This window comes from Candidatus Formimonas warabiya (assembly GCF_002777255.1).
Classification (GTDB): Bacteria; Bacillota; Dehalobacteriia; order Dehalobacteriales; family Dehalobacteriaceae; genus Formimonas; species Formimonas warabiya.
The window spans coordinates 1591450-1615415 of the sequence record NZ_CP017634.1 but is presented as its reverse complement, the minus strand read 5'-3'; the positions used below and the strand labels follow the sequence as shown (position 1 = coordinate 1615415).

At 48.8% G+C, this 23966-nt stretch carries 27 protein-coding genes; 26 read left to right on the top strand and 1 reads right to left on the bottom strand.

Features of this window, described 5'->3' with window-relative positions:
• Positions 1-47 precede the first annotated feature (47 nt).
• The 11 genes from DCMF_RS07705 to DCMF_RS07650 all read left to right on the top strand — a co-directional run bounded on the left by DCMF_RS07705 (position 48) and on the right by DCMF_RS07650 (position 10480).
• A complete protein-coding gene (locus DCMF_RS07705) occupies positions 48-254 on the top strand; it encodes a hypothetical protein (protein WP_148133893.1) in 207 nt (68 codons plus the stop codon).
• Between the two features lie 155 nt (positions 255-409).
• Entirely contained in the window at positions 410-1453 is a 1044-nt protein-coding gene (locus DCMF_RS07700) for a BMP family lipoprotein (protein ID WP_214659181.1), read from the top strand.
• 184 nt (positions 1454-1637) lie between these two features.
• Positions 1638-1907 (top strand): phage tail protein, encoded by a 270-nt coding sequence (locus tag DCMF_RS07695; protein ID WP_148133891.1) that lies wholly within the window; start codon positions 1638-1640, stop codon positions 1905-1907.
• Positions 1908-2004: 97 nt separating this feature from the next.
• Positions 2005-2685 carry an alkaline phosphatase PhoX gene (locus DCMF_RS07690; RefSeq protein ID WP_148133890.1) on the top strand — a complete coding sequence of 227 codons (681 nt, stop codon included), beginning with the start codon at positions 2005-2007 and terminating at the stop codon, positions 2683-2685.
• Positions 2686-2961: 276 nt separating this feature from the next.
• Entirely contained in the window at positions 2962-3183 is a 222-nt protein-coding gene (locus DCMF_RS07685; protein ID WP_148133889.1) for a hypothetical protein, read from the top strand.
• A 561-nt stretch (positions 3184-3744) separates the two neighbouring features.
• Complete coding sequence (locus DCMF_RS07675) at positions 3745-4224, top strand: NADH-quinone oxidoreductase subunit NuoE family protein (RefSeq protein WP_148133887.1); 480 nt, start codon at positions 3745-3747, stop codon at positions 4222-4224.
• A 35-nt stretch (positions 4225-4259) separates the two neighbouring features.
• Entirely contained in the window at positions 4260-4619 is a 360-nt protein-coding gene (locus tag DCMF_RS07670; RefSeq protein WP_236860214.1) for a (2Fe-2S) ferredoxin domain-containing protein, read from the top strand.
• A 38-nt stretch (positions 4620-4657) separates the two neighbouring features.
• The gene (gene nuoF, locus DCMF_RS30210; RefSeq protein ID WP_269467158.1) at positions 4658-7387 is read left to right on the top strand and encodes an NADH-quinone oxidoreductase subunit NuoF; all 2730 of its coding nucleotides are present in this window, start codon (positions 4658-4660) and stop codon (positions 7385-7387) included.
• Positions 7388-7419: 32 nt separating this feature from the next.
• The gene (locus tag DCMF_RS07660) at positions 7420-9144 is read left to right on the top strand and encodes an NADH-dependent [FeFe] hydrogenase, group A6 (RefSeq protein ID WP_148133885.1); all 1725 of its coding nucleotides are present in this window, start codon (positions 7420-7422) and stop codon (positions 9142-9144) included.
• A gap of 326 nt (positions 9145-9470) precedes the next feature.
• Positions 9471-10019, top strand: a complete 549-nt coding sequence (rsmD, locus tag DCMF_RS07655) for a 16S rRNA (guanine(966)-N(2))-methyltransferase RsmD (RefSeq protein ID WP_236860310.1) — start codon at positions 9471-9473, stop codon at positions 10017-10019.
• Complete coding sequence (locus tag DCMF_RS07650; protein ID WP_148133883.1) at positions 10019-10480, top strand: ATPase; 462 nt, start codon at positions 10019-10021, stop codon at positions 10478-10480. The genes rsmD and DCMF_RS07650 overlap by 1 nt, the downstream gene beginning before the upstream one ends.
• Here DCMF_RS07650 and ylbJ read toward each other — a convergent pair.
• Entirely contained in the window at positions 10470-11660 is a 1191-nt protein-coding gene (ylbJ, locus tag DCMF_RS07645) for a sporulation integral membrane protein YlbJ (protein ID WP_148133882.1), read from the bottom strand. The two genes, DCMF_RS07650 and ylbJ, sit on opposite strands and share 11 nt — an antisense overlap.
• Positions 11661-11949: 289 nt before the next feature.
• Here ylbJ and DCMF_RS07640 point away from each other — a divergent pair, with 289 nt between their 5' ends.
• From DCMF_RS07640 to fabF, 15 genes are all read left to right on the top strand, one after another.
• A complete protein-coding gene (locus DCMF_RS07640; RefSeq protein WP_148133881.1) occupies positions 11950-13143 on the top strand; it encodes an acetate/propionate family kinase in 1194 nt (397 codons plus the stop codon).
• A 101-nt stretch (positions 13144-13244) separates the two neighbouring features.
• Positions 13245-13805: a YceD family protein gene (locus DCMF_RS07635; protein WP_148133880.1), complete on the top strand. Its 561-nt coding sequence runs from the start codon at positions 13245-13247 to the stop codon at positions 13803-13805.
• Positions 13777-13956, top strand: coding sequence for a 50S ribosomal protein L32 (rpmF, locus tag DCMF_RS07630; protein ID WP_148133879.1), 180 nt, complete (start codon positions 13777-13779; stop codon positions 13954-13956). Before DCMF_RS07635 ends, rpmF begins: the two co-directional genes overlap by 29 nt.
• 196 nt (positions 13957-14152) lie before the next feature.
• Complete coding sequence (locus DCMF_RS07625; protein ID WP_148133878.1) at positions 14153-14710, top strand: SiaB family protein kinase; 558 nt, start codon at positions 14153-14155, stop codon at positions 14708-14710.
• A 4-nt stretch (positions 14711-14714) separates the two neighbouring features.
• Positions 14715-15098: a DUF1987 domain-containing protein gene (locus DCMF_RS07620; protein WP_214659180.1), complete on the top strand. Its 384-nt coding sequence runs from the start codon at positions 14715-14717 to the stop codon at positions 15096-15098.
• A 5-nt stretch (positions 15099-15103) separates the two neighbouring features.
• The gene (locus tag DCMF_RS07615; RefSeq protein ID WP_148133876.1) at positions 15104-15823 is read left to right on the top strand and encodes a diguanylate cyclase; all 720 of its coding nucleotides are present in this window, start codon (positions 15104-15106) and stop codon (positions 15821-15823) included.
• A gap of 161 nt (positions 15824-15984) precedes the next feature.
• Positions 15985-16560, top strand: a complete 576-nt coding sequence (gene fapR / locus DCMF_RS07610) for a transcription factor FapR (RefSeq protein WP_148133875.1) — start codon at positions 15985-15987, stop codon at positions 16558-16560.
• A 23-nt stretch (positions 16561-16583) separates the two neighbouring features.
• A complete protein-coding gene (gene plsX, locus DCMF_RS07605) occupies positions 16584-17573 on the top strand; it encodes a phosphate acyltransferase PlsX (protein ID WP_148133874.1) in 990 nt (329 codons plus the stop codon).
• A 3-nt stretch (positions 17574-17576) separates the two neighbouring features.
• Positions 17577-18569 (top strand): beta-ketoacyl-ACP synthase III, encoded by a 993-nt coding sequence (locus DCMF_RS07600; protein ID WP_148133873.1) that lies wholly within the window; start codon positions 17577-17579, stop codon positions 18567-18569.
• 17 nt (positions 18570-18586) lie between these two features.
• Positions 18587-19525 (top strand): enoyl-[acyl-carrier-protein] reductase FabK, encoded by a 939-nt coding sequence (gene fabK / locus DCMF_RS07595; protein WP_148133872.1) that lies wholly within the window; start codon positions 18587-18589, stop codon positions 19523-19525.
• 110 nt (positions 19526-19635) lie between these two features.
• Complete coding sequence (fabD, locus tag DCMF_RS07590; protein WP_148133871.1) at positions 19636-20577, top strand: ACP S-malonyltransferase; 942 nt, start codon at positions 19636-19638, stop codon at positions 20575-20577.
• Position 20578: 1 nt separating this feature from the next.
• Positions 20579-21334: a 3-oxoacyl-[acyl-carrier-protein] reductase gene (fabG, locus tag DCMF_RS07585; RefSeq protein ID WP_148137785.1), complete on the top strand. Its 756-nt coding sequence runs from the start codon at positions 20579-20581 to the stop codon at positions 21332-21334.
• Positions 21335-21365: 31 nt separating this feature from the next.
• Positions 21366-21602: an acyl carrier protein gene (gene acpP, locus DCMF_RS07580; RefSeq protein WP_148133870.1), complete on the top strand. Its 237-nt coding sequence runs from the start codon at positions 21366-21368 to the stop codon at positions 21600-21602.
• Positions 21603-21679: 77 nt separating this feature from the next.
• Positions 21680-22648, top strand: coding sequence for an NAD(P)H-dependent flavin oxidoreductase (locus tag DCMF_RS07575; protein WP_148133869.1), 969 nt, complete (start codon positions 21680-21682; stop codon positions 22646-22648).
• The gene (gene fabF / locus DCMF_RS07570) at positions 22645-23880 is read left to right on the top strand and encodes a beta-ketoacyl-ACP synthase II (RefSeq protein WP_148133868.1); all 1236 of its coding nucleotides are present in this window, start codon (positions 22645-22647) and stop codon (positions 23878-23880) included. Before DCMF_RS07575 ends, fabF begins: the two co-directional genes overlap by 4 nt.
• Positions 23881-23966: the final 86 nt, after the last annotated feature.

Here is a 23966-nt window from a genome sequence, read left to right as displayed (position 1 = left end):
TGAAAAATATGAAGCGCGTAAAACGCGCACGAAAGGAGACAGGAACAATGAATCAGTCGGAAAAATCAGAGGAAAGAAAAGATAAGACAGGGGAGAAGAAAGCCTTGGATCTCGAGGAATTGGGCGCTGTGAGCGGCGGCGAATTTATGTCTGGTTCAGGAGAATGCAGCGATCGGGACACCTATAAATGTACCGGAAATCCTTATAACTGTAGAAGCACTGACGAAAATAAAAGATTTTGTACTTTTGGCTGAGCGGTATGCGGACGAAAGTAGCCAAAGTGTTTATGGATAATATCCTTTCGGGCCAAAATCCCGATTGGCTGTCGCTCCTTCTGGCCGCCAATAAGGCGATTGCCGAAGGTAATTTATCATAAGCCATACCATTTTCAAGAAGAGAGGGAATTGGATTGAAGACTTCCAAGGGAATGATGATTTTGATTTTATTTACTGCTGCAGCGATGCTTTTGACGGGCTGCGGGCAAGGGGAGGCCAAACCTGGAAACAGCCAGTCTGAAAAATTGCAGGTGGGGTTGGTGCTGGATCCGGTGGGACTGGGTGACGGCGGGTTCAACGACGCCGCCAACAATGGGTTAGCCAAGGCCGGCAAGGATTTTGGCAGCGCGGTTGAAACCACGGCGGTTGTGTTAAAGGATCTTCCGTCAGGAGAAAAAGAGTTGCGCAGGCTGGCTGAAAACAAAACGGACTTGGTTATCGCCATGGGATATTACTTTACGGAAATGCTGCCCAAAGTAGCCGGCGAATACCCCGAAACCAAATTTGTTTTAATTGACAACAATTTGCCCAACTTGAAAAGCGGGGGAAATTTAACCTGCGTTACCTTTAAGGACCATGAAGGCGCTTTTCTGGCGGGCGCTGCCGCGGCCCTGAAAAGCCGGACCGGAAAAATCGGCTTTGTCGGCGGGGCTGAGATCCCGGCCGTTAAAAATTTTGAAACGGGTTATGCCGCCGGGGCGCGGTATATAAACCCCAAGATCGAAGTATTCAGCAATTATGTCGCTTCAGGGACAGAAGGGTTTAATGATCCGGAAAAAGGCCGGGTTTTGGCCATGGACCAGATCAAAAGCGGGGCCGATGTGATCTTTCAGGCTGCCGGCGCTTCCGGCCTGGGCGTGCTGGAAGCAGCCACTGCGCAAAAGATACTGGTCATAGGCGCTGACACGGACCAAAGTTATGCGGTGCCCGAGCCGCAGCGGGGATACGTTTTAACCAGCATCCTCAAGGGAGTTGATACTGCCGTTTATGATGTGATCAAACTCCGGTTGGACAACAAGCTGGCGGGAGGATACGTCGTGCTGGGGATCAAGGACAGTGTGGAGACCTATGCCGAAAACGACATCAATCGGGATCTGCTGGCCGGAATCAAACCCCGGCTGGATGAGATCAAAGAGAAGATTGTTGGCGGAGAAATCAAGGTTCCCGTATATGAATAAGGGCCGCGCCTATCTATCAAAGATATATGAGAAAGTCAGTAAAAGCCTGCGCGCAAGCGGCAGGTTTTTTTATTTTTTTCAAAAGATGTGCCGTTTGTGACATGTAAAATAAAATGCCAATCGGTATAATTGGAGCGTCAATAGGATGCTTTTATAGCGCTTTTATAGAAAGGAGCCGGTTAACATGAACCAGATTCTGGGGGAGATCCGTCTGATTGTTTATGACGACATTCCGGTGGGCTGGATGAAATGTGAAGGCCAGTCCCTGGACATCAACAAATACCCTCTGCTGTATATGATCATGGGGACAAAATTCGGGCAGGACGGAAAATATCAGTTTTCTCTACCCGACCTTCGGGAAAAGGCGCCTCCCGGCCTGATTTACTGTATCTCCACGGAGGGGAGCCTGCCCGCAATTCAGGGGGACGGGGAAAGGGAAGGTATGGAAGGATGAATCAGGCAAACATGGTATTCGGGAGGATAAGAACGGGAATGGATTCTTGAGGAGGAGAAAAATGGAATTTGACGATATCAGATGAACCCGGCGAAGCTTGCTGGCTTATGTGGGGTTAGGAACGGCTTCCCTGGCAGCCATGTCGGCAGGCTTGGGAACGCAGCCCCCAAAAGCAGCGGCGGCAGAATACGACGGCCCATGGGCAGGTGGTACCAACCCGGTTTCCGCGCAATTCACCCCCATTCAGCCTGCGCAAGCGGACAAGCTGATTTTGCCGTCAGGATTTAAATATGATGTGGTGGCAGCTTACGGCGACCCGATCAATGAAAAAGGGGATACCTTTGGTTTCAATGCCGCTTCCCCCTGCTTCTTTCCTTTAAACGAAGCTCCCTTAAACAATGCCGCCGTTCAGGGAATCCTTTGGGTTAGCCATGAATCAAGCAGTCCCGTGTGGGTTGAAGGGGAAAAACGATCAGGCCATTATAGCACAGACCAGGTTCATAAGTTATTGTACAGCCTGGGCGGCTCTATCCTGGAAGTAGCAAGGGATCAAAACGGGGTATGGCGCATGGCGGGCAATTCACCCTATGCGCGCCGGGTAACCGGCTTGGATCGATGCGAACTCACCGGTCCTGCCCGGGGGGCTAAAGCGGTCGGGCAAGGCGTCATCGTTCAGGGGACCCTGGCCAATGGAGCGGCGGGGAAAACCTTATGGGATACGGTGCTTTCCGGCGGCGGCAATGATGAGGATCTTTTTGGGGACATCTATTATCTATGAGAGAACAAAAAATTTTTGGACTGAAAAAAGGGATTTTTTGAAAAATAATTCCTAAACCATTGATAGACAAGGGGTTTATTCATTTTCACTCCTAAAATCCGTTAAATCGTGGTTAAGTAGAAAATTGTAAAATAAAAGAAGAAAGCATTTGAACCATAAAAACATCCCGTTTGGTGGCCGGGGAGATATCGATAAAATACATAAATTGCATGAAAAAGCCGGGCTTTAAAATAATCCCGACAATATTTTATCCCAGTATGGGGAGGAGGGGTGATTTTGGAGACGTTCCCTAAAGACAAAGTCAGTTCTATTAAATTTCTTTGTCAGGCCCTTTATGATGCCGGCTATAATTCCCATGCCATCAAAAAAATAATCCTTGGTGCAACGGGAATGGAAGAGTGGGAGAAGCTGGACGAAGATAAGCTGAGCCTATTGGAAGGGAAACTGGAGGAGCAATACCGGTTTGCCCAGGCATGCCTGAAAATGTTTGAAAAGTAAGGGTGTATACAAAAAAAATCTTACCTGAAAAACCTGTCCGAAAGAGACAGGTCTTTGTTTTATGGGGGACTCCCAGGATACGATTTGTGAATTTTTCCACAAAGTGCCATTTTTCCCGAATGATTGTGTAAAAATTTGCGAACACGTTCAAAAATATGAACAAAAGGAAAATAATGTACTTATTACCGGAATGAATGGGTCTGCAGATGTTAATTGCGTTCAAAAAAGCGAACAATTACCAAACATGCCAGCCGAAAAAAGTTTCCCTCAAATCTATTCTAGGCAACCGGTGCAGGCAGGAAACAAATAATGTTGATGGTTGGTATAAAAATTGCTAATAATGCACGTAAGGGGGGAATCGTCCGATGCAAGGGAAGAAGTAAGAGGCGGATCCTTCGGTAAAAGCTGTCCATTTGGCGTCAATGTGAAAGTGAAAACATTCACATTTGATACATAAGTAATTAAATTCTGAATTCTTGCAATATGGAGAGGAGGGATCAGAAAGTTACAAGGTGTGATGGCGGGAATGTTTCCAGGGAAAAGAAAAAGGGAGGTGAAGAAATGTCAGCATGCTGTCAGGAGAGGACGGTGGATCAAGGACAATTGGATCAGATTCTGCAATTGTATCAAGGCCAGCCGTCTGCATTAATTGAGGTTTTGCATCAGGTCCAGGAAATCATCGGTTATTTACCCCGGGAAGTCCAGGGGAAGATCGCCAAAGCCCTGGGCGTATCACGGGGAGAAGTATATAGCGTTGTTTCATTTTATTCCCATTTTACCATTAAGCCGAAAGGAAAATATCAGGTGTGCATGTGTAAAGGGACTGCTTGCTATGTGAAAGGTTCTCCGGAGATTCTGGACCGCTTTGAGAAAGAGCTGGGCATTGAGGCGGGGGATACCACCGATGACGGAAAATACTCGCTGGAAGTAGTCAGATGCCTGGGGGCCTGTGGGTTAGGCCCTGTGATGACCGTGAACGGCAACGCCCATGGCTTGTTAAAACCCGAAAAAGCGCTGGCCGTTTTAAAGAAATACGTATAGAAATACGTATAAAGATAAGAAAGAGGGCGTACAAAATGGTAAAAATAAAATCCATTCATGATTTGGAAAGAATTAAGAACCAAACCCTGGAGAAGGAACTGAAAAGCAATCAAAAGAAGGTCGTTGTGGGTATGGGCACCTGCGGCATATCCGCGGGAGCCGGAGAAGTGATGGAAGCGATTCAGGATGAGATCAAAAAACGCAATTTAACCGATGTCGTAGTGACGCCTACCGGTTGTATCGGCTTGTGTGTACAGGAACCGCTGGTGGAAGTGACGGTTCCAGGTAAAGAGAAAGTGGCATTCTGTCTCGTCGATGCCGCCAAAGGAAGGCAGATAGTGGAACAGTATTTGGTCAACGGCATTGTGAACGAAGACTGGGTGGTCAACTATTAAAAATATCTGCTTGGGAAATGAACTAAGGGGGATTGTCAGTGGCTCAGTTATATGCGTTGTTAAAAAACCAGAAGCGGATTGCCTTAGCGAACTGCGGTCTCATTAATCCTGAATCCATAGAGGAATATATCGCGCAAAATGGTTATTTCGCTTTAGAAAAAGTGATCACCGGCATGGAACCGGCGCAGGTGATTGAAGAGATAAAAAAATCAGGACTCAGAGGCCGGGGGGGCGGCGGCTTTCCTACCGGACTGAAGTGGGAATTTGCCGCCAAATCTTCCGGAGACACAAAATATGTGATTTGTAACGGGGACGAAGGCGATCCCGGGGCATTTATGGATCGCAGTATCCTGGAAGGGGATCCTCATGCCGTTATTGAAGGAATGGCGATTGCAGGGTATGCCATTGGCGCCGAAAAGGGATATTTTTATGTCCGGGCTGAGTATCCCATTGCCGTGGCCCGGTTAAAAAAAGCGATTCAGGACGCCAAAAATTTGGGACTGATCGGGAAAAATATTTTCCGGTCCGGCTTTCACTTTGATTTGGAAATTCGCTTAGGGGCCGGGGCTTTTGTCTGTGGCGAAGAAACCGCCCTGATGGCATCCATTGAAGGGAAAAGAGGAGAACCCAGGCCCAAACCGCCCTTTCCCGCCCAATCCGGATTATGGGGCAAGCCTACCATCATCAACAATGTGGAAACGTTGGCCAATGTTCCGGCCATTATCCGGAACGGATCCAAATGGTTCAGCAGTATCGGCACGGAAAAAAGCAAAGGCACGAAAGTATTTGCCTTGGCCGGAAAAATTATCAACAACGGCTTAGTGGAAGTGCCCATGGGGACAAACCTGGGCGAAGTGATCTTTGATGTGGGCGGAGGCGTACCGGGAGGAAAGAAATTCAAAGCGGCTCAAACCGGAGGGCCTTCCGGAGGCTGTATTCCTGCCGAGCATTTAAATGTGCCCATTGATTATGAGTCCCTAAGCGCTTTGGGCACCATCATGGGTTCCGGCGGACTGATCATTATGGACGAGGATACCTGTATGGTGGACTTGGCCAAGTTTTTCCTGGATTTTATCAAAGACGAATCCTGCGGCAAATGTACCGCCTGTCGGAGCGGTACCGTGCGCATGCTGGATATTCTGGACCGCATTACCAAAGGGGAAGGTCAGGAAGGCGATATTGAACTATTAATAGAATTAGGGCAAAGTATCAAGGATTCTGCTTTATGCGGTTTGGGACAAAGCGCGCCCAATCCGGTGCTGAGCACCATCCGCTACTTTAGGCATGAGTATGAGGAGCATATTAAAGATAAGTACTGCCGGGCTTCGGTGTGCGCCACCATGTTCCACTCTTCTTGCCACAACAGCTGTCCGGCGGATATTGATATACCGATCTATGTTGATTTGATCCGGCAGCGGAAATATCTGGACGCCTACCGGTTTATCAAACGGGATAACCCCCTGCCTTTAATTTGCGGCCGGGTGTGCAACCATCCCTGTGAAAGCAAATGCAACCGGTCCAAGATTGACGATGCCATTGCCATCCGGAATCTGAAACGCTTTGCCGCGGATTTTGCTTTTAGTCAGGGAGTATTGGAAGAAACCGTTCCCGTAGTGAAGAAAAATGTGAAAGTGGCTATTGTGGGCTCCGGGCCGGCCGGACTTACCTGTGCCTATTACCTGGCCAAAAAGGGGTATCAGGTCACCGTTTTTGAAGAACAAGGGGTGGTCGGCGGCATGCTGGCGACGGTGATTCCGGAATACCGGCTGCCCAAGGCAAGACTGCAGGCGGAGATTGATACCATCAAGGCGGTGGGCGTGGAGATCCGCACCAATTGCGGAATAGGTGAGGAAAAAGACATTCGTTTGGAACAATTGAAAGAAGACGGCTACCAGGCCATCTTCATCGCTGTGGGCACCCATCTGGAGCTCAGGCTCAACCAGCCTGGGGAAGACCTGGACGGCGTGGTCTCCGGGATTACTTTCTTGCGCAATATCAACTTGGGGCCTGTCCCCAACCTGTCGGGAAAGACTGTGGCGGTGATCGGCGGGGGCAATGTGGCCATTGATGCGGCCCGGTGCGCCCTGCGGGTGGGCGCGAAGGACGTCAATATTATTTACCGGCGGTCCAGAGAGGATATGCCGGCCCTGGCGGAAGAGATCCGGGAGGCGGAATCGGAAGGCATTCATATTCATTCCTTTGTAAACTCTAAACAAGTGGTTGGGGAAAACGGCAAGGTGAAAGCTTTGGAATGCATGCGCATGCGCCGGGGCAATTTTGACGTCAGCGGCAGGAGAAAATCCTTGCCTGTAGAGGGATCGGAATTTCTCATGCCTGTGGATGTGGTGATTGTGGCGGTCGGTCAGACGCTGAAGCGCGGTTTCCTCAAAGGAACCGGCGTTCAGGTGATTGAGCCGGGCATGATCGGGGTTGCGCCCAAAACCTATTTGACTTCCGTAGAAGGAATATTCGCTGCGGGGGATTGCATTTCCGGTCCCAGTACCGTCGTGGAGGCCATCAAAGGGGGCAAAGAGGCGGCGGCCAATATCGATCGTTATCTGGGGGGAGATGGGAAGGTGATTCCCAAAATCGAAGTGGAAAGGAAGCTGTCCGGCGAAATCCTGGAAAAGGAACAACCAAGGCATCCCATGAATTGTCTGCCGGTAAACCAGCGCCTGAGCGGATTTGCCGAAGTGGAACTGGGCTATGCGGAAGATGAAGCCATCAAAGAGGCCTGCCGTTGTCTCAGATGCGATGTGAAGAAATAGGGGCGCACGGACATAGTTGAGGAGGGGATAAGATGGAGCTTGTCACAGTAAAGATAGATGAGCAAGAAGTACAAGTGGAAAAGGGAACGACCATATTAGAGGCGGCAAAAAAAATCGGTATTCAGATCCCGACCCTTTGCCATTTGAAAGAAATTAATGAAATTGGGGCCTGCCGGGTCTGTGTGGTGGAAGTAGAGGGAGCACGCACCTTAAGCGCCTCTTGTGTCACCCCTGTGGGAGACGGGATGGCGGTCCATACCACATCCCCCCGGGTGCAGCATGCACGCAAACTCAATCTGGAGCTGCTCTTGGGCGATCACGATTATAGCTGCCCTTCCTGTATCCGCAATTTAAATTGCGAATTGCAGGATGTGGCCCAGAAAATAGGGATCCGGGACATCCGTTTTGCCCAAAAGAAAAGTAAATATCCCAAGGACCGGTCCACGGCCGCTTTGGTCCGGGATCCGGCCAAGTGCATTTTATGCCGGCGCTGCGTCAGTGTTTGCGAAAAGGTGCAGACGGTTCGGGCCATCGTTCCCCTGGAAAGGGGAATGAAGACGGTGATTGGTCCCGCCTTTCATGAAGCATTGACGGATTCTGAATGCATTCAATGCGGGCAATGTGTTTTGGTCTGCCCCACGGGAGCATTGTATGAGAAAGAAAATATCGATGATGTCTGGTCTGCCCTGGGGAATAAGGAAAAGCATGTGGTGGTGCAGACTGCTCCCGCCATCCGGGTTGCCATCGGGGAAGAATTCGGCTGTGCACCGGGCCAGGTCAGTACGGGCAAATTGGTGGCCGCTTTAAGGCGGTTGGGCTTTGACAAAGTATTTGATACCGACTTTACGGCAGACTTAACCATTATGGAAGAAGGCAGCGAATTTTTAAAACGGCTGAAAGGACAGGGAAAGCTGCCTTTAATGACTTCATGCAGCCCGGGATGGATTAATTTTATTGAGACATTCTACCCGGACATGCTGTCCCACCTGTCTACCTGTAAATCTCCCCAGCAGATGTTCGGCGCTTTGGCAAAAACCTATTATGCAGAAAAAGCGGGCATCGACCCCAGGGATATTGTCTCTGTATCCATTATGCCTTGTGTAGCCAAAAAGTTTGAAGCCCAGCGGCCGGAGATGCGGGACAGCGGGTATCAGGATGTGGATTATGTGCTCACCACCCGGGAATTGGCCCGCATGATCAAACAAGCCGGCATTTCCTTTGACCAGCTTCCAGAGGAAGACTATGATGCTCCCCTGGGCATCTCTACCGGCGCCGGGTTGATCTTTGGCGCCACCGGCGGCGTGATGGAGGCTGCTTTGAGGACGGTCTATGAAATCGTCACCGGTGAACAACTGGAAGAGATTAATTTTTATCAGGTGCGGGGTCTCTCCGGCGTAAAAGAAGCGACGGTACGGGTGGGAGACAGCGATGTGAAGGTGGCTGTGGCCCACGGCATCTCGAATGCCCGGGCTTTAATGGAAAAGATCACATCCGGTGCGGCGGATTATCATTTTATTGAAATTATGTGCTGCCCCGGAGGATGTATTGGCGGGGGCGGACAGCCCATCCCTACCAACCGGGAAGTTCGGGAGAAACGGCTGGCGGGAATTTATCAAGGAGATACGGGCATGCAGTTGAGAAAATCTCACCAAAATCCTGCCGTGCAGATGCTCTATCAGGAGTATTTGGGGGAACCCTTGGGAGAGAAATCCCATCATCTCCTGCATACCAGTTACGCACCTAAAAACAAATTTTAGCACCAGATAAATTTAGGCCTGCTTCCTGCTTCAGGAGGCAGGCTTTTTTAATAATAAAAAAATTCCGCAGTAACCTTAAAGGTTTCTGCGGATAGTGGTTGCTTTTCAGCAACCTGGGAGAGGAGAAACCGGAGGAAGAGCTCATGGGGAGGGTTATTGGAAAACAACAACCTGTAGCTCTTCTTTGAGTGGTTTCCGTTAAATATTTTGACCCTGAGGAGGAAAAAATATACTAAAAAATCAAATATTTTTGTATTATAAAAAATATCGTGATTTTAAGAACAATATGGTATAATTTGTTGGTAAAGGGGTGAATTTGTTTGCGGGTGATTTCCGGACAAGCTCGGGGTCGCAGGCTCAAAGCTCCTAAAGGGAATACCACCAGACCTACCTCCGACCGGGTGAAGGAAGCTATCTTTAATGTATTGGCTTTTAAGCTGGACGGAAGCAGGATCCTTGACGTTTTTGCCGGGACAGGCGGACTGGGCATCGAGGCCTTAAGCAGAGGCGCCCAGGAAGCCGTATTTATTGAAAAGAACCGGGCCCCTTGGTTAATTCTCAAAGAAAATCTCTTGTCGACCGGGCTTAGTTCCAAGGGCAGGTTGATCTTAGGGGATTTTGCCGTAGTTCTGCCCCAACTGGAGGGCAGGTTTGATATCGCTTTTTTAGATCCACCTTATAATCGGGGTTTTATTCAGCCGGCAGTTTCTTTGATTATTCAGTCCGGGTTGCTTGACGCTCAAGGGGTAATCGTGGTGGAGACAAATGCCAGAGAGAAAGAACTGCCTGATCCGGGTGTGATTAGTTTAGTAAAAGAATCGGTTTACGGTGACACGGCTGTTTTGTATTATCAGTTTAGTGAGGGGGTTTTTTAGTGGATGTAATGAAGCTTATGGACGAAATGGAAACCATTATTGATTCCGGATCGCGGATTCCTTTGTTAGGCAAAGTCTTAATTGATGCGGAAGCCTTATTGGAGTATATGGATCGCATCAGGGCTTCCCTGCCCGAAGAAATTAAACAGGCCAAGTTTGTCAATATGGAAAGAGAAAAGGTATTGCAGGATGCCCAGCGGCGGGCCGATAAAATGCTGGAAGAAGCGGAGAACCAGGCGAGAAAAATTATCTCTGAGGACCAAATCATGAAACAGGCCCAGATTGAGGCGGAAGAGCTGCTGCAACAGGCGAGGAAGACATCTAATGAGATCAAACAAGGGGCCCGGGTATATGCCAATGATATGCTCCACCAATTGGAAATTAATTTGGAAAAAGCCCTTTATACCATTAAAAAAGGAAGAGAAGAATTACAGGGACACCAGCAGCGGACTAGCGCTTAATATGCAGGAGCAGCCAGGTGGTTTTTAAGAAGATAAATAACAGGAACACAATACCCAGCGGTACCAGCAGGGCAAAAATGCTCATGCCCAGGGGAAGGAGTACATAGGCCCAGGGATTTAGCGGGATCTCGGGAATGAGCAGGTTAAATACGGCGGCGGATTGACTGGAAAGCAGCAAGAAGGCGACGATACCGGATAAAAACATGTGCGCGATCCTGGTCAGGAAAAAAGGAAAGAAGCGCAGATCCGATTCACTGATCATGCCTGCTACCTGGGCGTGTATGGATAGACCGCCCCAGCCCATGATCATGCTGGCTGCCATGACCTGTTGAAAAAAGGGCGCGATACTTTCTCCTGCCGCTTTCGTGCCTAAGGTCATTTCGAACAAACCGCCGGACATGGCTTTGATCAAAGGGTCCGGGAATTGAAAGGGAAAAAGGAAAAGGGCCAGGGCTTTTTCAATCATCCCGGAAATTCCTAAGATGGCCAATATCCTTATGATCACAGCGAATAAGATCATAAATCCGCCAATCATGGATAGACTGTGTATTGATTTGCGAATGGCATCGCTTAAAAGTTTGCCTAAGGGTCTGCCATCTTTTTTTTGTGCCTGAAACATGGCCTCGATACTTCTGGTCACCAGACGGGTGCAGTCCACCTGCTCGCAGGATCTTTCCGGATCTTTTCGGCCGTAAAATCGTAAAAGGAATCCTAAAGTGAGGTTAGAAGCATAATGGGATACGGCCAGAATCATTCCTAAGGAAGGATTGTGGAAGATCCCCACGGAAACGGCCACAAAAATAAATAAAGGGCTGGCATTGTTGGTGAAGGCCAGTAATCGTTCACCTTCTAAGCGGGTGCATAAATTTTCTTTTCTGAGACTGGTGGTAAGAACAGCGCCGATGGGAAAACCGGAAGAGTATCCCAAGGCTACCACAAATGCCGCACAACCGGGCAGGTTGAAAAGGGGCCGCATCACTGGCTCTAAGAGAACGCTCATGAAGTGAACCACCCCGAAACCCAGGAAAAGTTCCGCGACGATAAAGAAGGGGAGCAAAGAAGGGAAGACGATGGTCCACCATGTGGTCAGGCCCATGGTGGCAGCTTCATAGGTCTCTTTGGGAAAAACAAGCATGGAAATACACAGCAGCACGGCAACGGCAGGCATCACTATTTTCATGGCGCATCACCTTGAAAGTTATGAGAGTTTTTTAATATATACTTTTTGTTTGTCTTTTCTATACCTGGTTTGGAAAGAGAGAAAATTGAAAAAATTTTTGTTTTGTTTGTGAAATATATCATTTATAATATTTGGGGAAAGGGCGGGATGGAAAAAAATTTTTCATCGTTTTTCTAATAATATGGGGAGGGGTCTGGGCAGTAATAAAAAGGGTTTCATCATTTTTTGCGCACATTTGCATAGGAAGCAGAAACATAAAACAATAACAAAATGTTTGGAGGTACATTACGTGAAAGTATTGGTTTTAAATTCAGGTAGTTCTTCCCTGAAATATCAGTTGTTTGACATGACGGACGAATCGGTTTTAGCAAAAGGCCTGGTAGAACGGATCGGCTTGGAGGGTTCTTTACTCACCCATCGGCCGGAAAATAAAGAAAAACAAGTCATTTATACGGATATCCCCAATCATTCCGTAGCGATCAAGCTGGTATTGGATGCTTTGACGGACGCCAATTACGGGGTAATTTCTTCCATGAAAGAAATCGATGCCGTCGGTCATCGTACGGTTCATGGCGGCTCCACCTTTACCAAGTCCACCCTCATTAATGACAAGGTCATTGAAGAGATGGAGAAGCTGGTGGCCATTGCTCCTTTGCATAACCCCCCGGGAATACTGGGCATTAAGGCCTGTGAACAGATTATGCCGGGTGTGCCTCAGGTTGCCGTCTTTGATACGGCTTTCCACCAAACCATGCCTGAGGCGTCCTATATTTACGGCCTGCCCTACGAATTATATGAAAAGTACGGGATCAGAAGATACGGTTTTCATGGGACCTCCCACCGCTATGTTTCCCAGCGGGTGGCGGAAATCATCGGCAAACCCATTGAAGAGTTAAAAATTATTACCTGCCATCTGGGCAACGGCTCCAGCATTGCCGCCATTGACGGCGGCAAAGTCATGGATACTACCATGGGCTTTACCCCCCTGGAAGGTTTGATTATGGGCACCCGGTCCGGCAATGTGGATCCTGCCATTATCAAATTTATCATGCAAAATGAACACCTGACCATCGATCAGGTGGATGAACTGTTGAATAAAAAAAGCGGCTTCCTGGGCATTTCCGGGGTGAGCAGTGATTTAAGAAACGTGGAAGAGGCCGCCGCCCAAGGAAATCCCCGTGCTAAACTGGCCATTGAAATGTTCAATCAAAGAATTGTCCGGTTTATCGGCGCCTTTGCCGCCCAGATGAACGGGGTGGATGTGATTGTATTTACCGCCGGTATCGGGGAAAATGCCATTGAGACGCGGGAAGCTGTTTGCGCAAAATTAACCTTCTTGGGCGTGGATTTTGACCGGGAAGCGAATCAGGTGAGAGGTCAAGAAAGAGAAATTACCAAACCAGGGTCCAAGGTCAAGATCTTTGTTATTCCTACCAATGAAGAATTAATGATCGCCAGGGATACCGCCCAACTGGTGAAATAGGCGAAAAATCTTCTTCAAGAACCTTTATCCTTGACATTAGGGCGGGAGCTTTATATAATTAGCCATAGGTTTGCCTACAACCCAAATTATGGGGTGAAAACATGAAAGTTGCGGTCAGTAAGGTTAAAAACATTTCCGGAAAAATTATGCCTGTTGATCTGGAAGAGTTTCTGCCTGTTCTATCCATCGGGGAGGATGCCATTAAACTGCTTGCGCCGGTAAAATTCTCCGGGCAGGTGGAAAATACCGGAGCAGCACTGGTCTTCCGGGGTCATGTCACGACCACCGTTGAATTGCCGTGCAGCAGGTGTATGGAGGCAGTACCTTACCAGGTTCAGGCCCCTTTTTTGGAAACATTCTCGAACCAGCCAAATTTGATCTCTGACGAAAAGGATGAAGAAATTTACCCTTTTGAAGGGGATGAGATTGACATTACTTCCCAGGTCTCCCGGACGATTCTCCTGGAACTGCCCATGAAGATTTTATGCCGGGAAGAATGCAAAGGGCTCTGTCCCGAATGCGGTGTGAATCTGAATTTTGCTGCGTGCCGGTGTGTTTCCGAGTCTATTGATCCGCGCTTCATGACCCTGAAAAAGTTTTTTGAAGAGAGTTCTACCGAAGGGGGTGTTGTCAATGGGAGTACCGAAGAGAAAAACCTCTAAGGCCAATCAAAGAATGCGCCGGGCCACTTGGAAAATCGCTGAGGCGTCTTTGTCTAAATGTCCGCAGTGCCATGCCTTTAAAGCGCCGCACCATGTATGTCCGGAATGCGGTTATTATAAAGGAAAAGAAGTTGTAGCCAAAGCTGAATAAAAAAACGCACCTGGAAACAGGTGCATTTTTTTTGGCACAAGGAAGGAACAGGAGGACGATCAAGTTTTGTTCTGTTTGGGCGCAAAGGTTCAGAAAAAAATAGAAAACCTTAAAAAAAATTGGAGTTTTTGTACTACCCTTGTGATATTATTTACTTATGATCGGGGATATTCATTGGCTAAGGAGGCAGCGATTCATGCAGATTAACCTGTATGATTTTTACGAAGACTTAAAAACGAAAAATATGTTGTTTTGTTACAGCGGGCCCATTGCCCAAACAAGTATTGAAGGAGTAAGCCAAACCCTGCGCCGCAACCTGGAGTATGAAGACGCGGGGAATTCGGCAGCTCAGGCCGTATTTTCCATTTTTATTGAACAGGTACAAAACATCTTAAATTATTCCGCCGAGAAACTGGATGATGATCGGGAATCAGACAGCGAATTACGGGTAGGGATCGTGGCGATCGGCCATGAGGATGACCACAATTATTTTATTTACTGCGGCAACCGGGTTTATAACCGTGATATTGACCCGTTGAGAGACAGAATCGAATCCATCCGGCACTTAAACAAGGATCAACTGAAGGTTTTGTATAAGGAACGGCGCCGCATGGACCCGGAGCCGGGGAGTAAGGGCGCCGGGCTGGGCTTGATCGAAATCGCCCGGAAAGCGGGAAAGCCTTTGGAATATTCTTTTACGAATATTGATGATGAGTTTTCATTTTTCAGTACAAAAGTCGTCGTCGGGAGGTAAGAAAATGGAAAATCTGATCATTGAGAAAACCCAGTCGACACCGCACATTGTCTTGGATGCCGGCTTAAACATACTATCCATTCGGGGAGAATCTTTTCCGGAAAACCCGGCCAAGTTCTATGCCCCGATTTTGAACTGGATTAAAGACTTTATCGAAGGGATTGATCGCCAAGAAGTAAGGGTGGATTTTGAGATTCTATATTTCAACAGCAGCACGTCGAAAGTTTTTATGACCATTTTCGACCTGCTGGACAAGGCGGTGGAGAATGGCAAAAAGATCAGTGTCAACTGGCATTGCGACAAAAAAAACGATACGGTCATCGAATGCGGAGAAGAATTCAAAGAGGATATTAAAAAGCTTCCTTTTAATATTATCATTCGGGGGTAAGCTTCATGGACAATATCTTTGTCAAAGAAGACGAGATCTATGCCAACGGGGAGAAGCTGCTGCTGTCCAAGGTATTTGAGTCTCCTGTGGCGGAAAACCACTACCGGGCCTTACTGGAGGAGTATAAAAAACTGTTGAAGCAGATGCGGAGTATGGTCCGCATCTCTGATCTGATGCAGGGTGAATTAAATACTTTGTCCCGTAAGCTGAAGAGAATTTCCCAGATCGATTCCCTCACCGGTTTGTACAACCGGAGATTTTTTAATGAGATCTACCAGAAAGAATGGCACGGTGGGGTCCGTTCCGCCGTTTTTTTGTCCGCTCTCATGGTGGATATTGATTATTTCAAGAAATATAACGATACCTATGGGCATTTGCAAGGGGACAAATGCTTGCAGCTGGTGGCGGGAGCTCTTCAGAAGGCCGTCCAGCGGCCCCGGGATCTGGTTGCCCGTTACGGGGGAGAAGAATTTGTCATTTTGCTGCCGGAAACCGCTTTAAATGGGGCAGTCCATATCGCCAAAATGGTGTTGGCCAATGTGGAAGCCCTTGATCTTGTCCATAGGGCATCCCCGGTAAAGGATCGGGTGACGGTGTCGGTAGGGGCAGCGGCGCTCATTCCCACCGGGGAAATGCCGCCGGAAACATTATTAAACCTCGCCGACGACGCCCTCTACCGGGCAAAAGGGGATGCCCGGAACTGTTTTCGAGAATGCGGTAAATAAGGCTATAAAAAACCAGGAAGCGGGCTCTTGTTTTTTCCCATTCCGAAACTGAAAAAAAGCGCGTATTTTTGTATGCGCTTTTTCTTGCATACTCTTGCCAATTTCGTTATAATATTTTATAACCAGGTAATAATATTTAGTATTATTAAAAGGTGATATTTGTGAGTATCAAACAAAAGGGCCGGTTGAAAAGGCATCAGCGTTTAAGTAAATTCATAGAGGAAAATCTTTTTGTGACGGACGAAGAATTGTCCCGCTTTCTGGGCGTGAGTATTCCCACCATTCGCCTGGACCGGCAAATCCTAGGGATACCTGAAGTCCGGGAAAGGGTGAAGCATGTGGCCCGGGATGCTTTGCAAAATCCTACTGCCTTAAGTACTCACGAAGTAGTTGGAGAACTTGTTGATTTGGAACTGAATAAAAGCGGGATTTCTGTTTTGGAAATCACCGAGGATATGGTACTGGAAAAGACCAGAATCGCCCGGGGCCACCATTTGTTTGCCCAGGCCAATTCCCTTGCGGTTGCTGTGATCGGGGCAGAAGTTGTCTTGACGGGCAGTGCCCGCATCCGTTATAAAAGATCGGTCTATCTGCATGAAAAGATTGTGGCTAAGGCCATGGTGAAAGGGCAAAGGGGCACTACTTTTTTAGTTTCAGTCCATTCCAAGGTGGGTCAAGAAATTGTTTTTAAGGCACAAATCGTATTATCCGTTCAAGATCACCGGTTTAAGGTGTAAAAGGGACTGAGGAGGCCGTGATTGTGAAAATTGCCGTTGATGCGATGGGTGGGGATTATGCTCCGGGAGAGATCGTCTCCGGTGTGCTGAAAGCGTCGGAAATGTTTCCGGAGCTGGAATTGTTGTTGGTGGGTCATGAGATGGTGCTCAAAAAAGCTTATCCGGAACTTCCCCAAAACATTCGGATCTGCCATGCGGCCGGTGTGATGGGGATGGATGAATCCGTGGAAGCGTTGAGAAACAAGAAGGATTCTTCCATTTGGGTGGCCACGAAGCTAGTGAAAGACGGCCAGGCGGATGCGGTGGTTTCGGCAGGAAGTACGGCTGCTCAAATGGCGGCAGCTTTACTGCAGTTCGGAAGAATTAAAGGCATTGATCGTCCGGCGATCAGCACGGTGTTTCCCACCTTGCAGGGAGGAAAAGTAATTCTCGATGTGGGGGCGAACACCAGCGTCAAGCCGGAACAGCTGGTGCAATTTGCCGTGATGGGCAAGACTTATGCGGAAGTGATCTTAAAAATCGCCCATCCCAGAGTGGCCCTGATTTCCAACGGAGCAGAAGAGGGAAAAGGGAATGAGGTCACGGTGGAAGGCCACCAATTATTAAAAAAAGCCAACCTGAATTTTGTGGGAAATATTGAAGGGCGGGATATCCCGGCCGGCAATTATGATGTAGCGGTATGTGATGGTTTTGTGGGAAATGTGTTATTGAAGTTATCCGAGGGTTTGGGCACCTCCTTGTTTTCTTTGTTAAAATCAGAATTTGAAAGCAATCTCAGAAGCAAGATAGGAGCAGCCTTATTAATGCCCGGATTGAAAAAGATCAAGAAAATGATGGACTATGCCGAGGTAGGCGGTGCCCCTCTCTTAGGTGTCAAAGGGGTAAGCATTATTTGCCACGGCAGTTCCAAGGCCCGGGCGATCCAGAATGCCGTCCGGGTGGCCAGGGATTGTGTGGCGGGACGGTTCATCGATCAGATTGAAGAGTCTATGAGCGGGGAAGGTGGAAGATAAATAATGGAAGTTAGATCCGTGGGCATTGCAGGCCTGGGTTCATACGTCCCGGAACGCATCATGGCTAATGTTGATTTGGAAAAAATAGTGGACACCAGCGACGCATGGATTAAGGAGCGGACCGGGATTTCACACAGGCATATTGCGGCGGAAAACGAGACGACTTCGGATTTAGCTTACCGGGCCGCGCAAGATGCCCTGAAAGATGCCGGCATATCCGCCGAGGAGCTGGATTTGATCATTGTGGCCACCTGTACACCCGATATGCTCTTCCCTGCTACCGCGTGCATTTTGCAGGAAAAGCTGGGGGTGAAGGGAAAACCGTCCTTTGACCTGGAAGCGGCTTGTTCGGGCTTTATTTATGGGTTGGCGGTAGGAAGCCAATTCATTGCCAGCGGTGCTTATGAGAAGGTGCTGGTGGTGGGCGCGGAAACAGTAAGCCGGGTGGTGAACTGGCAGGACCGGAATACCTGTGTTTTGTTTGGAGATGGGGCTGGAGCTGCTGTATTGCAGCCGGTGGAAAAAGGAAGGGGCATCCTTTCCTTCCATCTGGGCGGAGACGGCGCCGGGGGAGACTTGCTGAAAGTACCGGCCGGGGCTGCGGCCATGCCGGCCAGTGCGGAGACCGTTGCCCAGGGCCTCCATTATCTGCACATGAGCGGCAACGAAGTATTTAAGTTTGCCGTGCGCGTGATGGGAGATGCCGCCCTAAAAAGTTTAGAAAAAGCAGGATTGTCTAAAGAAGAGGTGTGTTATGTCATTCCGCATCAGGCCAATATGCGTATTGTGGATGCGGCGATGCGGCGCTTGGGTCTCCCCATGGAGAAAGCCTATGTGAATCTGGACAGATATGGGAATATGTCCAGCGCGTCCATTCCTGTTGCCTTACATGAAGCCTACCGGGAAGAGAAACTGAAAAATGGCGATATTCTGGTGCTGGTGGGTTTTGGAGCAGGGCTGACCTGGGGATCCATGGTTTTGAAATGGTGGAAGTAGTTTGATGGAGGTGAAACATGTTATTAGACACAGGAATCTGCCCTTTGCTCAATATTAAGTATCCCATTATTCAAGGCGGGATGGCCTGGGTGGCTACGGGAGAGCTGGCTGCCGCCGTTTCTGAAGCAGGAGGTCTGGGGATTATTGCCGCAGGAAATGCTCCTCCTGAGATTTTGCGCAGGGAAATTCACAAAGCAAGAGCAACAACGGACTGTCCTTTTGGTGTGAACGTGTATTATCTTTCTCCTTACTTAGAGGAAGCGATCAAAGTTGTTATAGAAGAGAAGGTGCCGGTAGTCACTACCGGGGCGGGAAATCCGGGAAAACATCTGCCCGCTCTGAAGGAAATTGGCACGAAAGTGATTCCGGTTGTTTCTTCTCCTGTTTTAGCCAAAAGATTGGAACGGGCCGGGGCGGATGCTTTTATCGCGGAAGGGATGGAATGCGGGGGCCATGTAGGGGATATTACTACCTTAGCCTTGGTTCCCCAGGTGGTAGATGCCGTCAGCGTGCCTGTAATTGCGGCAGGAGGCATCTATGACGGGCGGGGTTTAGTGGCGGCTTTAGCCCTGGGGGCTTCCGGCGTGCAAATCGGCACCCGGTTCATCTGCGCAGCAGAGTGTACCGCCCATGAAAATTATAAACAGGCGGTGATTAAGGCCAAAGAAAGAGATACTATTCTCACCGGGTACGAAGGTCATTTTGTCCGGGTGATTAAAAATAAGCTTACCAGGGAATATGATAAACTGATCAAAGAAAATAGTTCTCTGGAAGAACTGGACAATTTGGGCATCGGCCGTTTAAGGGCTGCGGTGGTTGACGGCGATGTGGAGATGGGTTCGGTGATGGCCGGTCAGGTCGCGGCGATGGTGCACAAAATTCAGCCGGCAAGAGAAATTATTGAAGAGATTATGAGCCAAGCCCAAGAGGTGCTGGGGCGTTTAAAGAAATTATAGAATGATTCGGGATCCGGGTACCGGTTTCCGGGAACCGGGGAACAGATGAGAAACACGAATACTAAATCATGATCAGGATGATTTTTTGAAGAAATGAAAGGAGGTACAACATGGGTAAAATAGCCTTTGTTTTCCCCGGTCAAGGCTCCCAATATGTGGGCATGGGAAAGGAGATGGCGGAAAAATATCCCCAGGCCGCCGCTGTTTTTGAAGAGGCCGACCGGGTGCTGGGGTTTTCTTTGACCGGCCTGTGCTGGCAAGGACCGGAAGAAGAATTAAGAAAAACATACAATACCCAACCGGCTTTACTTACGGTAAGTGTTGCCTGTTTGCGTCCGCTTCAGGAGGCAGGAATCGTGCCTCATTTTGTAGCTGGGCACAGCTTGGGAGAATATTCTGCCCTGGTCGCAGCCGGCGCCCTCAGCTTTTCTGAAGCTGTACGCTTAGTCCGCTTCCGGGGAAAAGCGATGGAGCGGGCCGTCCCTTCCGGGCAAGGGACCATGGCTGCGGTCTTGGGCATGTCTCCGGAGCAGATTCAGGCCTTGTGTGCCAAAGCTGGTGCATATGGCGTGGTGGAACCGGCCAACTTTAACTGCCCGGGGCAGGTGGTGATCGCCGGAAGCACCCCTGCCGTGGAAAAAGCAGTGGAAATGGCGAAAGAGATGGGGGCGAAAAGAGCGATCATGCTCTCTGTGAGCGGTCCCTTTCACTCCAGCCTTCTCGTGCCGGCCAGAGCGGCTATGGCGGAACGGCTTAGCACGGCGGAAATCAAGAATGCCAGCCTTCCGGTAGTAGCCAACATCAATGCTCAAATCATCCAGGATAAAAACGATATTATTGATGCTTTAACGAACCAGGTAAACAGTCCGGTGTTATGGGAAGATTCCATAAGAATTCTGGAAGCGTCAGGGGTCGATACCTTTATTGAAATCGGCCCGGGAAAAGTTTTGACCGGTTTAATCAAAAAGATCGCCAAAAATGCCTGTATTTTAAACGTGGAAGATCCCCCGTCGTTAGAAAATGCACTTGCACTTTTAAAGGAGTGTGGCTAAAATGGGTTTAGAGGACAAGGTGGCTTTAGTAACCGGAGGATCTCGCGGCATCGGCAGAACCGTTGCTTTGAAACTGGCCCAAGAGGGTTGCCGGGTGGCGGTAAATTATGTGGATTTTGACCGCAATCAGGAAGAGGCCGAGGAAGTGGTGTCCCTGATCAAAAAGGCCGGCGGCCAGGCCCTGAGTGTCAAAGGGGATGTGGCCAACTTCGAAGAAGTGGAATCCATGATGCGGGAAGTTTCTGAGTATTTTGGGCGCATTGACATTTTGGTCAATAACGCGGGCATTACCAGAGACAACCTTTTGATGCGCATGAAAGAGGAAGACTGGGATGCGGTGATCAACATTAATTTAAAGGGTACTTTTCATTGTTGCAAATCCGTGGTTAAATTAATGATGAAACAGAAATATGGCAAAATAGTAAATGTCGCATCTGTGGTTGGTTTGATGGGCAATGCGGGTCAAACAAACTACGCTGCCAGCAAAGCCGGAATTATTGGTTTTACCAAGTCTTTGGCCCGGGAAGTGGCAAGCAGGAATATTAATGTAAATGCCGTAGCACCGGGATTTATTGCTACCGCCATGACGGAAAATCTTCCTGAGAGTTCCCAGGAAGCGTTGCTGAAACAGATTCCTCTGCAGAGACTGGGCAAACCTGAGGATGTAGCGGAGCTTGTAGTGTTCTTGGCATCCGACAAAGCAGCATATATCACGGGTCAAACTATTGCTGTGGATGGTGGCATGGTCATGAATTAAGTTTGATCTATTTTTGAAAGGGGGTGATCACGTGTCAGTATTTGATAAAATTAAACAAATTGTTGTCGACCAACTTGGTGTGGAAGATGAAGATGAAGTGACGATGGAGACTTCATTTCAGGATTTAGATGCAGACTCCCTTGATGTAGTGGAACTGATTATGGCTCTGGAAGAGGAATTTGATTTGGAAATTCCCGATGAGGATGCCGAGAAATTAACCACTGTTGGTGCCGCTGTTGAGTACATTAAGGAGAAACAAAAAGCTTAAGTAAATTAAGATCCCCGTAGCTCCACTACGGGGATTTTTCAAAATAAGGGTTACCGGAATAGGATTGGGGGATAGTGATGCAATTACCTGCGCTGATAATTGATAAAATAGTAGCCAAAATACCGATTATTCAAGGCGGTATGGCGGTTCGTATCTCTACTTCACGGTTAGCCGCAGCGGTAGCCAATGAAGGGGGAATTGGTGTGATCGCCGCCACCGGTATGACGCCGGGAGAATTATTGAAGGAGATTCGGGCGGCGCGAAGCCTTTCTTCTGGGGTGATTGGAATTAATGTAATGTTTGCGGTGAGGGATTTTGCCCTTCTAGTTAAAACCGCTTTAAATGAAGGCATTGATTTAGTGATATCGGGAGCAGGAGTAGCCCGGGATATGTATAAATGGGGAATCGAAGCAAATACACCCATTGTTTCCATGGTGTCATCGGCAAAACTTGCTTCCATCGCTGAGAAATTAGGGGCTGCTGCTGTGATTGTAGAAGGAAAAGAGGCCGGAGGACACTTAGGTACGGACCGGTCAGTTAGGGAGATTGTGCCGGAAGTGAGGCAGGCAGTAAATATTCCGGTAATTGCCGCGGGGGGTATTATTGATGGGAAAGACATTGCCGAGGCTTTTCGCTGGGGGGCAAACGGGGTACAAATGGCCACCCGCTTTGCGGCAAGTGTTGAATCCAATGCCTCTCAAGCTTTTAAACAGATGTATCTGAACGCAAAGCACGAAGATGTGGTTGTGATTAAAAGTCCCGTGGGGTTGCCGGGAAGAGGCCTGCGAAACGTTTTTGTGGACCGGTTATGTAACAATGAAGATTTGTCTCCTGAAGCATGTGACGGCTGTCTCAAAAAGTGTGGGAGAAACTTCTGCATTTTGGACGCTTTAGCCAATGCCCAACGGGGAAATATCGACAATGCCCTGGTATTTTGCGGGGAACAAGTGGAACGAATTAAAGAAATCTTGCCTGTGAAGAAGATTTTTGAAAATATCAAAGCAGAATTAGCTGGTTTGCCAGCGAAGGAGGCGACGACAATTTGAAAAACCGTGTTGTAGTAACTGGAATCGGTGTGATTTCACCGGTTGGAAACAATAAGGAGACGTTTTGGCATTCCCTGGTAAATGGCATTTCCGGAATCGGTCCCATTACCCGTTTTGATACCACCGGGTTTACCACCCGGATTGCCGGGGAAGTAAAAGACTTTGACCCGACTGTCTATATTGACAAAAAAGAGGCCCGGCGCATGGACCGCTATACCCAATTCGCAGTCTCAGCGGCCAAAATGGCCGTAGAGGACGCCGGTTTGGATATGGAGCAGGTTGACGGCAACCGGGTGGGTGTGATTCTGGGCAGCGGTATTGGCGGGGTAGAAACAATGGAGGACCAGAAGCAGATCTTGCTGGAAAAAGGGCCGGGCCGGGTCAGTGCCCTGTTTGTGCCCATGATGATCAGCAACATGGCTGCCGGACAGATTTCCATCGCTCTCGGGGCTTACGGCATTAATGAAACCATTGTTACGGCCTGTGCCTCGGGAACCAACGCCATCGGGGATGCCTTTAAAGTGATCCAGCGGGGCGATGCGGACATTATTTTTTCCGGGGGAACGGAAGCCCCCATTACACCCTTGTCCGTAGCCGGTTTTTGTTCCATGAAAGCAATGTCCACCCGGAATGAAGAGCCTGTGAAAGCCAGCCGGCCTTTTGACCGGGACCGGGATGGTTTTGTGATCGGCGAAGGGGCTGGAATCCTCATCTTAGAGTCCTTAGAACATGCCCAAAAACGGGGGGCAAAAATTTATGCGGAGGTTGTCGGGTATGGCGCCACCGCGGATGGGTACCATATTACCGCACCGGCTCCCGAAGGAAGAGGGGCTGCCCAATCGATGGCCAAGGCTCTTGCTGATGCCGGATTGAGACCGGAAGAGGTGGATTATATTAATGCCCACGGCACTTCCACCGATTTGAATGATAAAGGAGAAACACAGGCCATTCATAAGGTCTTTGGTTCTGCCGCCCAAAAAGTTGCCGTCAGTTCTACCAAGTCGGTGACGGGACATCTCTTGGGAGCTGCCGGAGCGGTGGAAGCGATTGCTTGCGTTCTGGCCATCAACAACGGGGTGATTCCTCCCACCATTAATCTGGACACCCCGGACCCGGAATGCGACCTGGATTATGTACCGCATGTGGCGCGACAGGCAGAAGTAAATGTGACGCTGTCCAATTCCTTAGGTTTTGGCGGCCATAACGCCACCATTGTGCTTCGGAGGTTCTAAGAGCCCTGGATTGCTCAAGACGGTTTCCGGGTACCGGGCCTTTACTCTGCCATTTTTGATTGAGGGGGAGAGACTGTCCCCAGTTG

Bases quoted from the DNA above. Each gene is read 5' to 3' on its own strand.
- DCMF_RS07675 (WP_148133887.1), top strand. From the start codon at position 3,745: ATGTCAGCATGCTGTCAGGAGAGGACGGTGGATCAAGGACAATTGGAT.
- DCMF_RS07575 (WP_148133869.1), top strand. From the start codon at position 21,680: ATGCAATTACCTGCGCTGATAATTGATAAAATAGTAGCCAAAATACCG.
- DCMF_RS07635 (WP_148133880.1), top strand. From the start codon at position 13,245: ATGAAAGTTGCGGTCAGTAAGGTTAAAAACATTTCCGGAAAAATTATG.
- DCMF_RS07625 (WP_148133878.1), top strand. From the start codon at position 14,153: ATGCAGATTAACCTGTATGATTTTTACGAAGACTTAAAAACGAAAAAT.
- fabK (WP_148133872.1), top strand. From the start codon at position 18,587: ATGTTATTAGACACAGGAATCTGCCCTTTGCTCAATATTAAGTATCCC.
- ylbJ (WP_148133882.1), bottom strand. From the start codon at position 11,660: ATGAAAATAGTGATGCCTGCCGTTGCCGTGCTGCTGTGTATTTCCATG.
- DCMF_RS07620 (WP_214659180.1), top strand. From the start codon at position 14,715: ATGGAAAATCTGATCATTGAGAAAACCCAGTCGACACCGCACATTGTC.
- fabD (WP_148133871.1), top strand. From the start codon at position 19,636: ATGGGTAAAATAGCCTTTGTTTTCCCCGGTCAAGGCTCCCAATATGTG.
- DCMF_RS07670 (WP_236860214.1), top strand. From the start codon at position 4,260: ATGGTAAAAATAAAATCCATTCATGATTTGGAAAGAATTAAGAACCAA.
- DCMF_RS07660 (WP_148133885.1), top strand. From the start codon at position 7,420: ATGGAGCTTGTCACAGTAAAGATAGATGAGCAAGAAGTACAAGTGGAA.
- fabG (WP_148137785.1), top strand. From the start codon at position 20,579: ATGGGTTTAGAGGACAAGGTGGCTTTAGTAACCGGAGGATCTCGCGGC.
- rpmF (WP_148133879.1), top strand. From the start codon at position 13,777: ATGGGAGTACCGAAGAGAAAAACCTCTAAGGCCAATCAAAGAATGCGC.
- DCMF_RS07600 (WP_148133873.1), top strand. From the start codon at position 17,577: ATGGAAGTTAGATCCGTGGGCATTGCAGGCCTGGGTTCATACGTCCCG.
- DCMF_RS07615 (WP_148133876.1), top strand. From the start codon at position 15,104: ATGGACAATATCTTTGTCAAAGAAGACGAGATCTATGCCAACGGGGAG.
- DCMF_RS07695 (WP_148133891.1), top strand. From the start codon at position 1,638: ATGAACCAGATTCTGGGGGAGATCCGTCTGATTGTTTATGACGACATT.
- DCMF_RS07705 (WP_148133893.1), top strand. From the start codon at position 48: ATGAATCAGTCGGAAAAATCAGAGGAAAGAAAAGATAAGACAGGGGAG.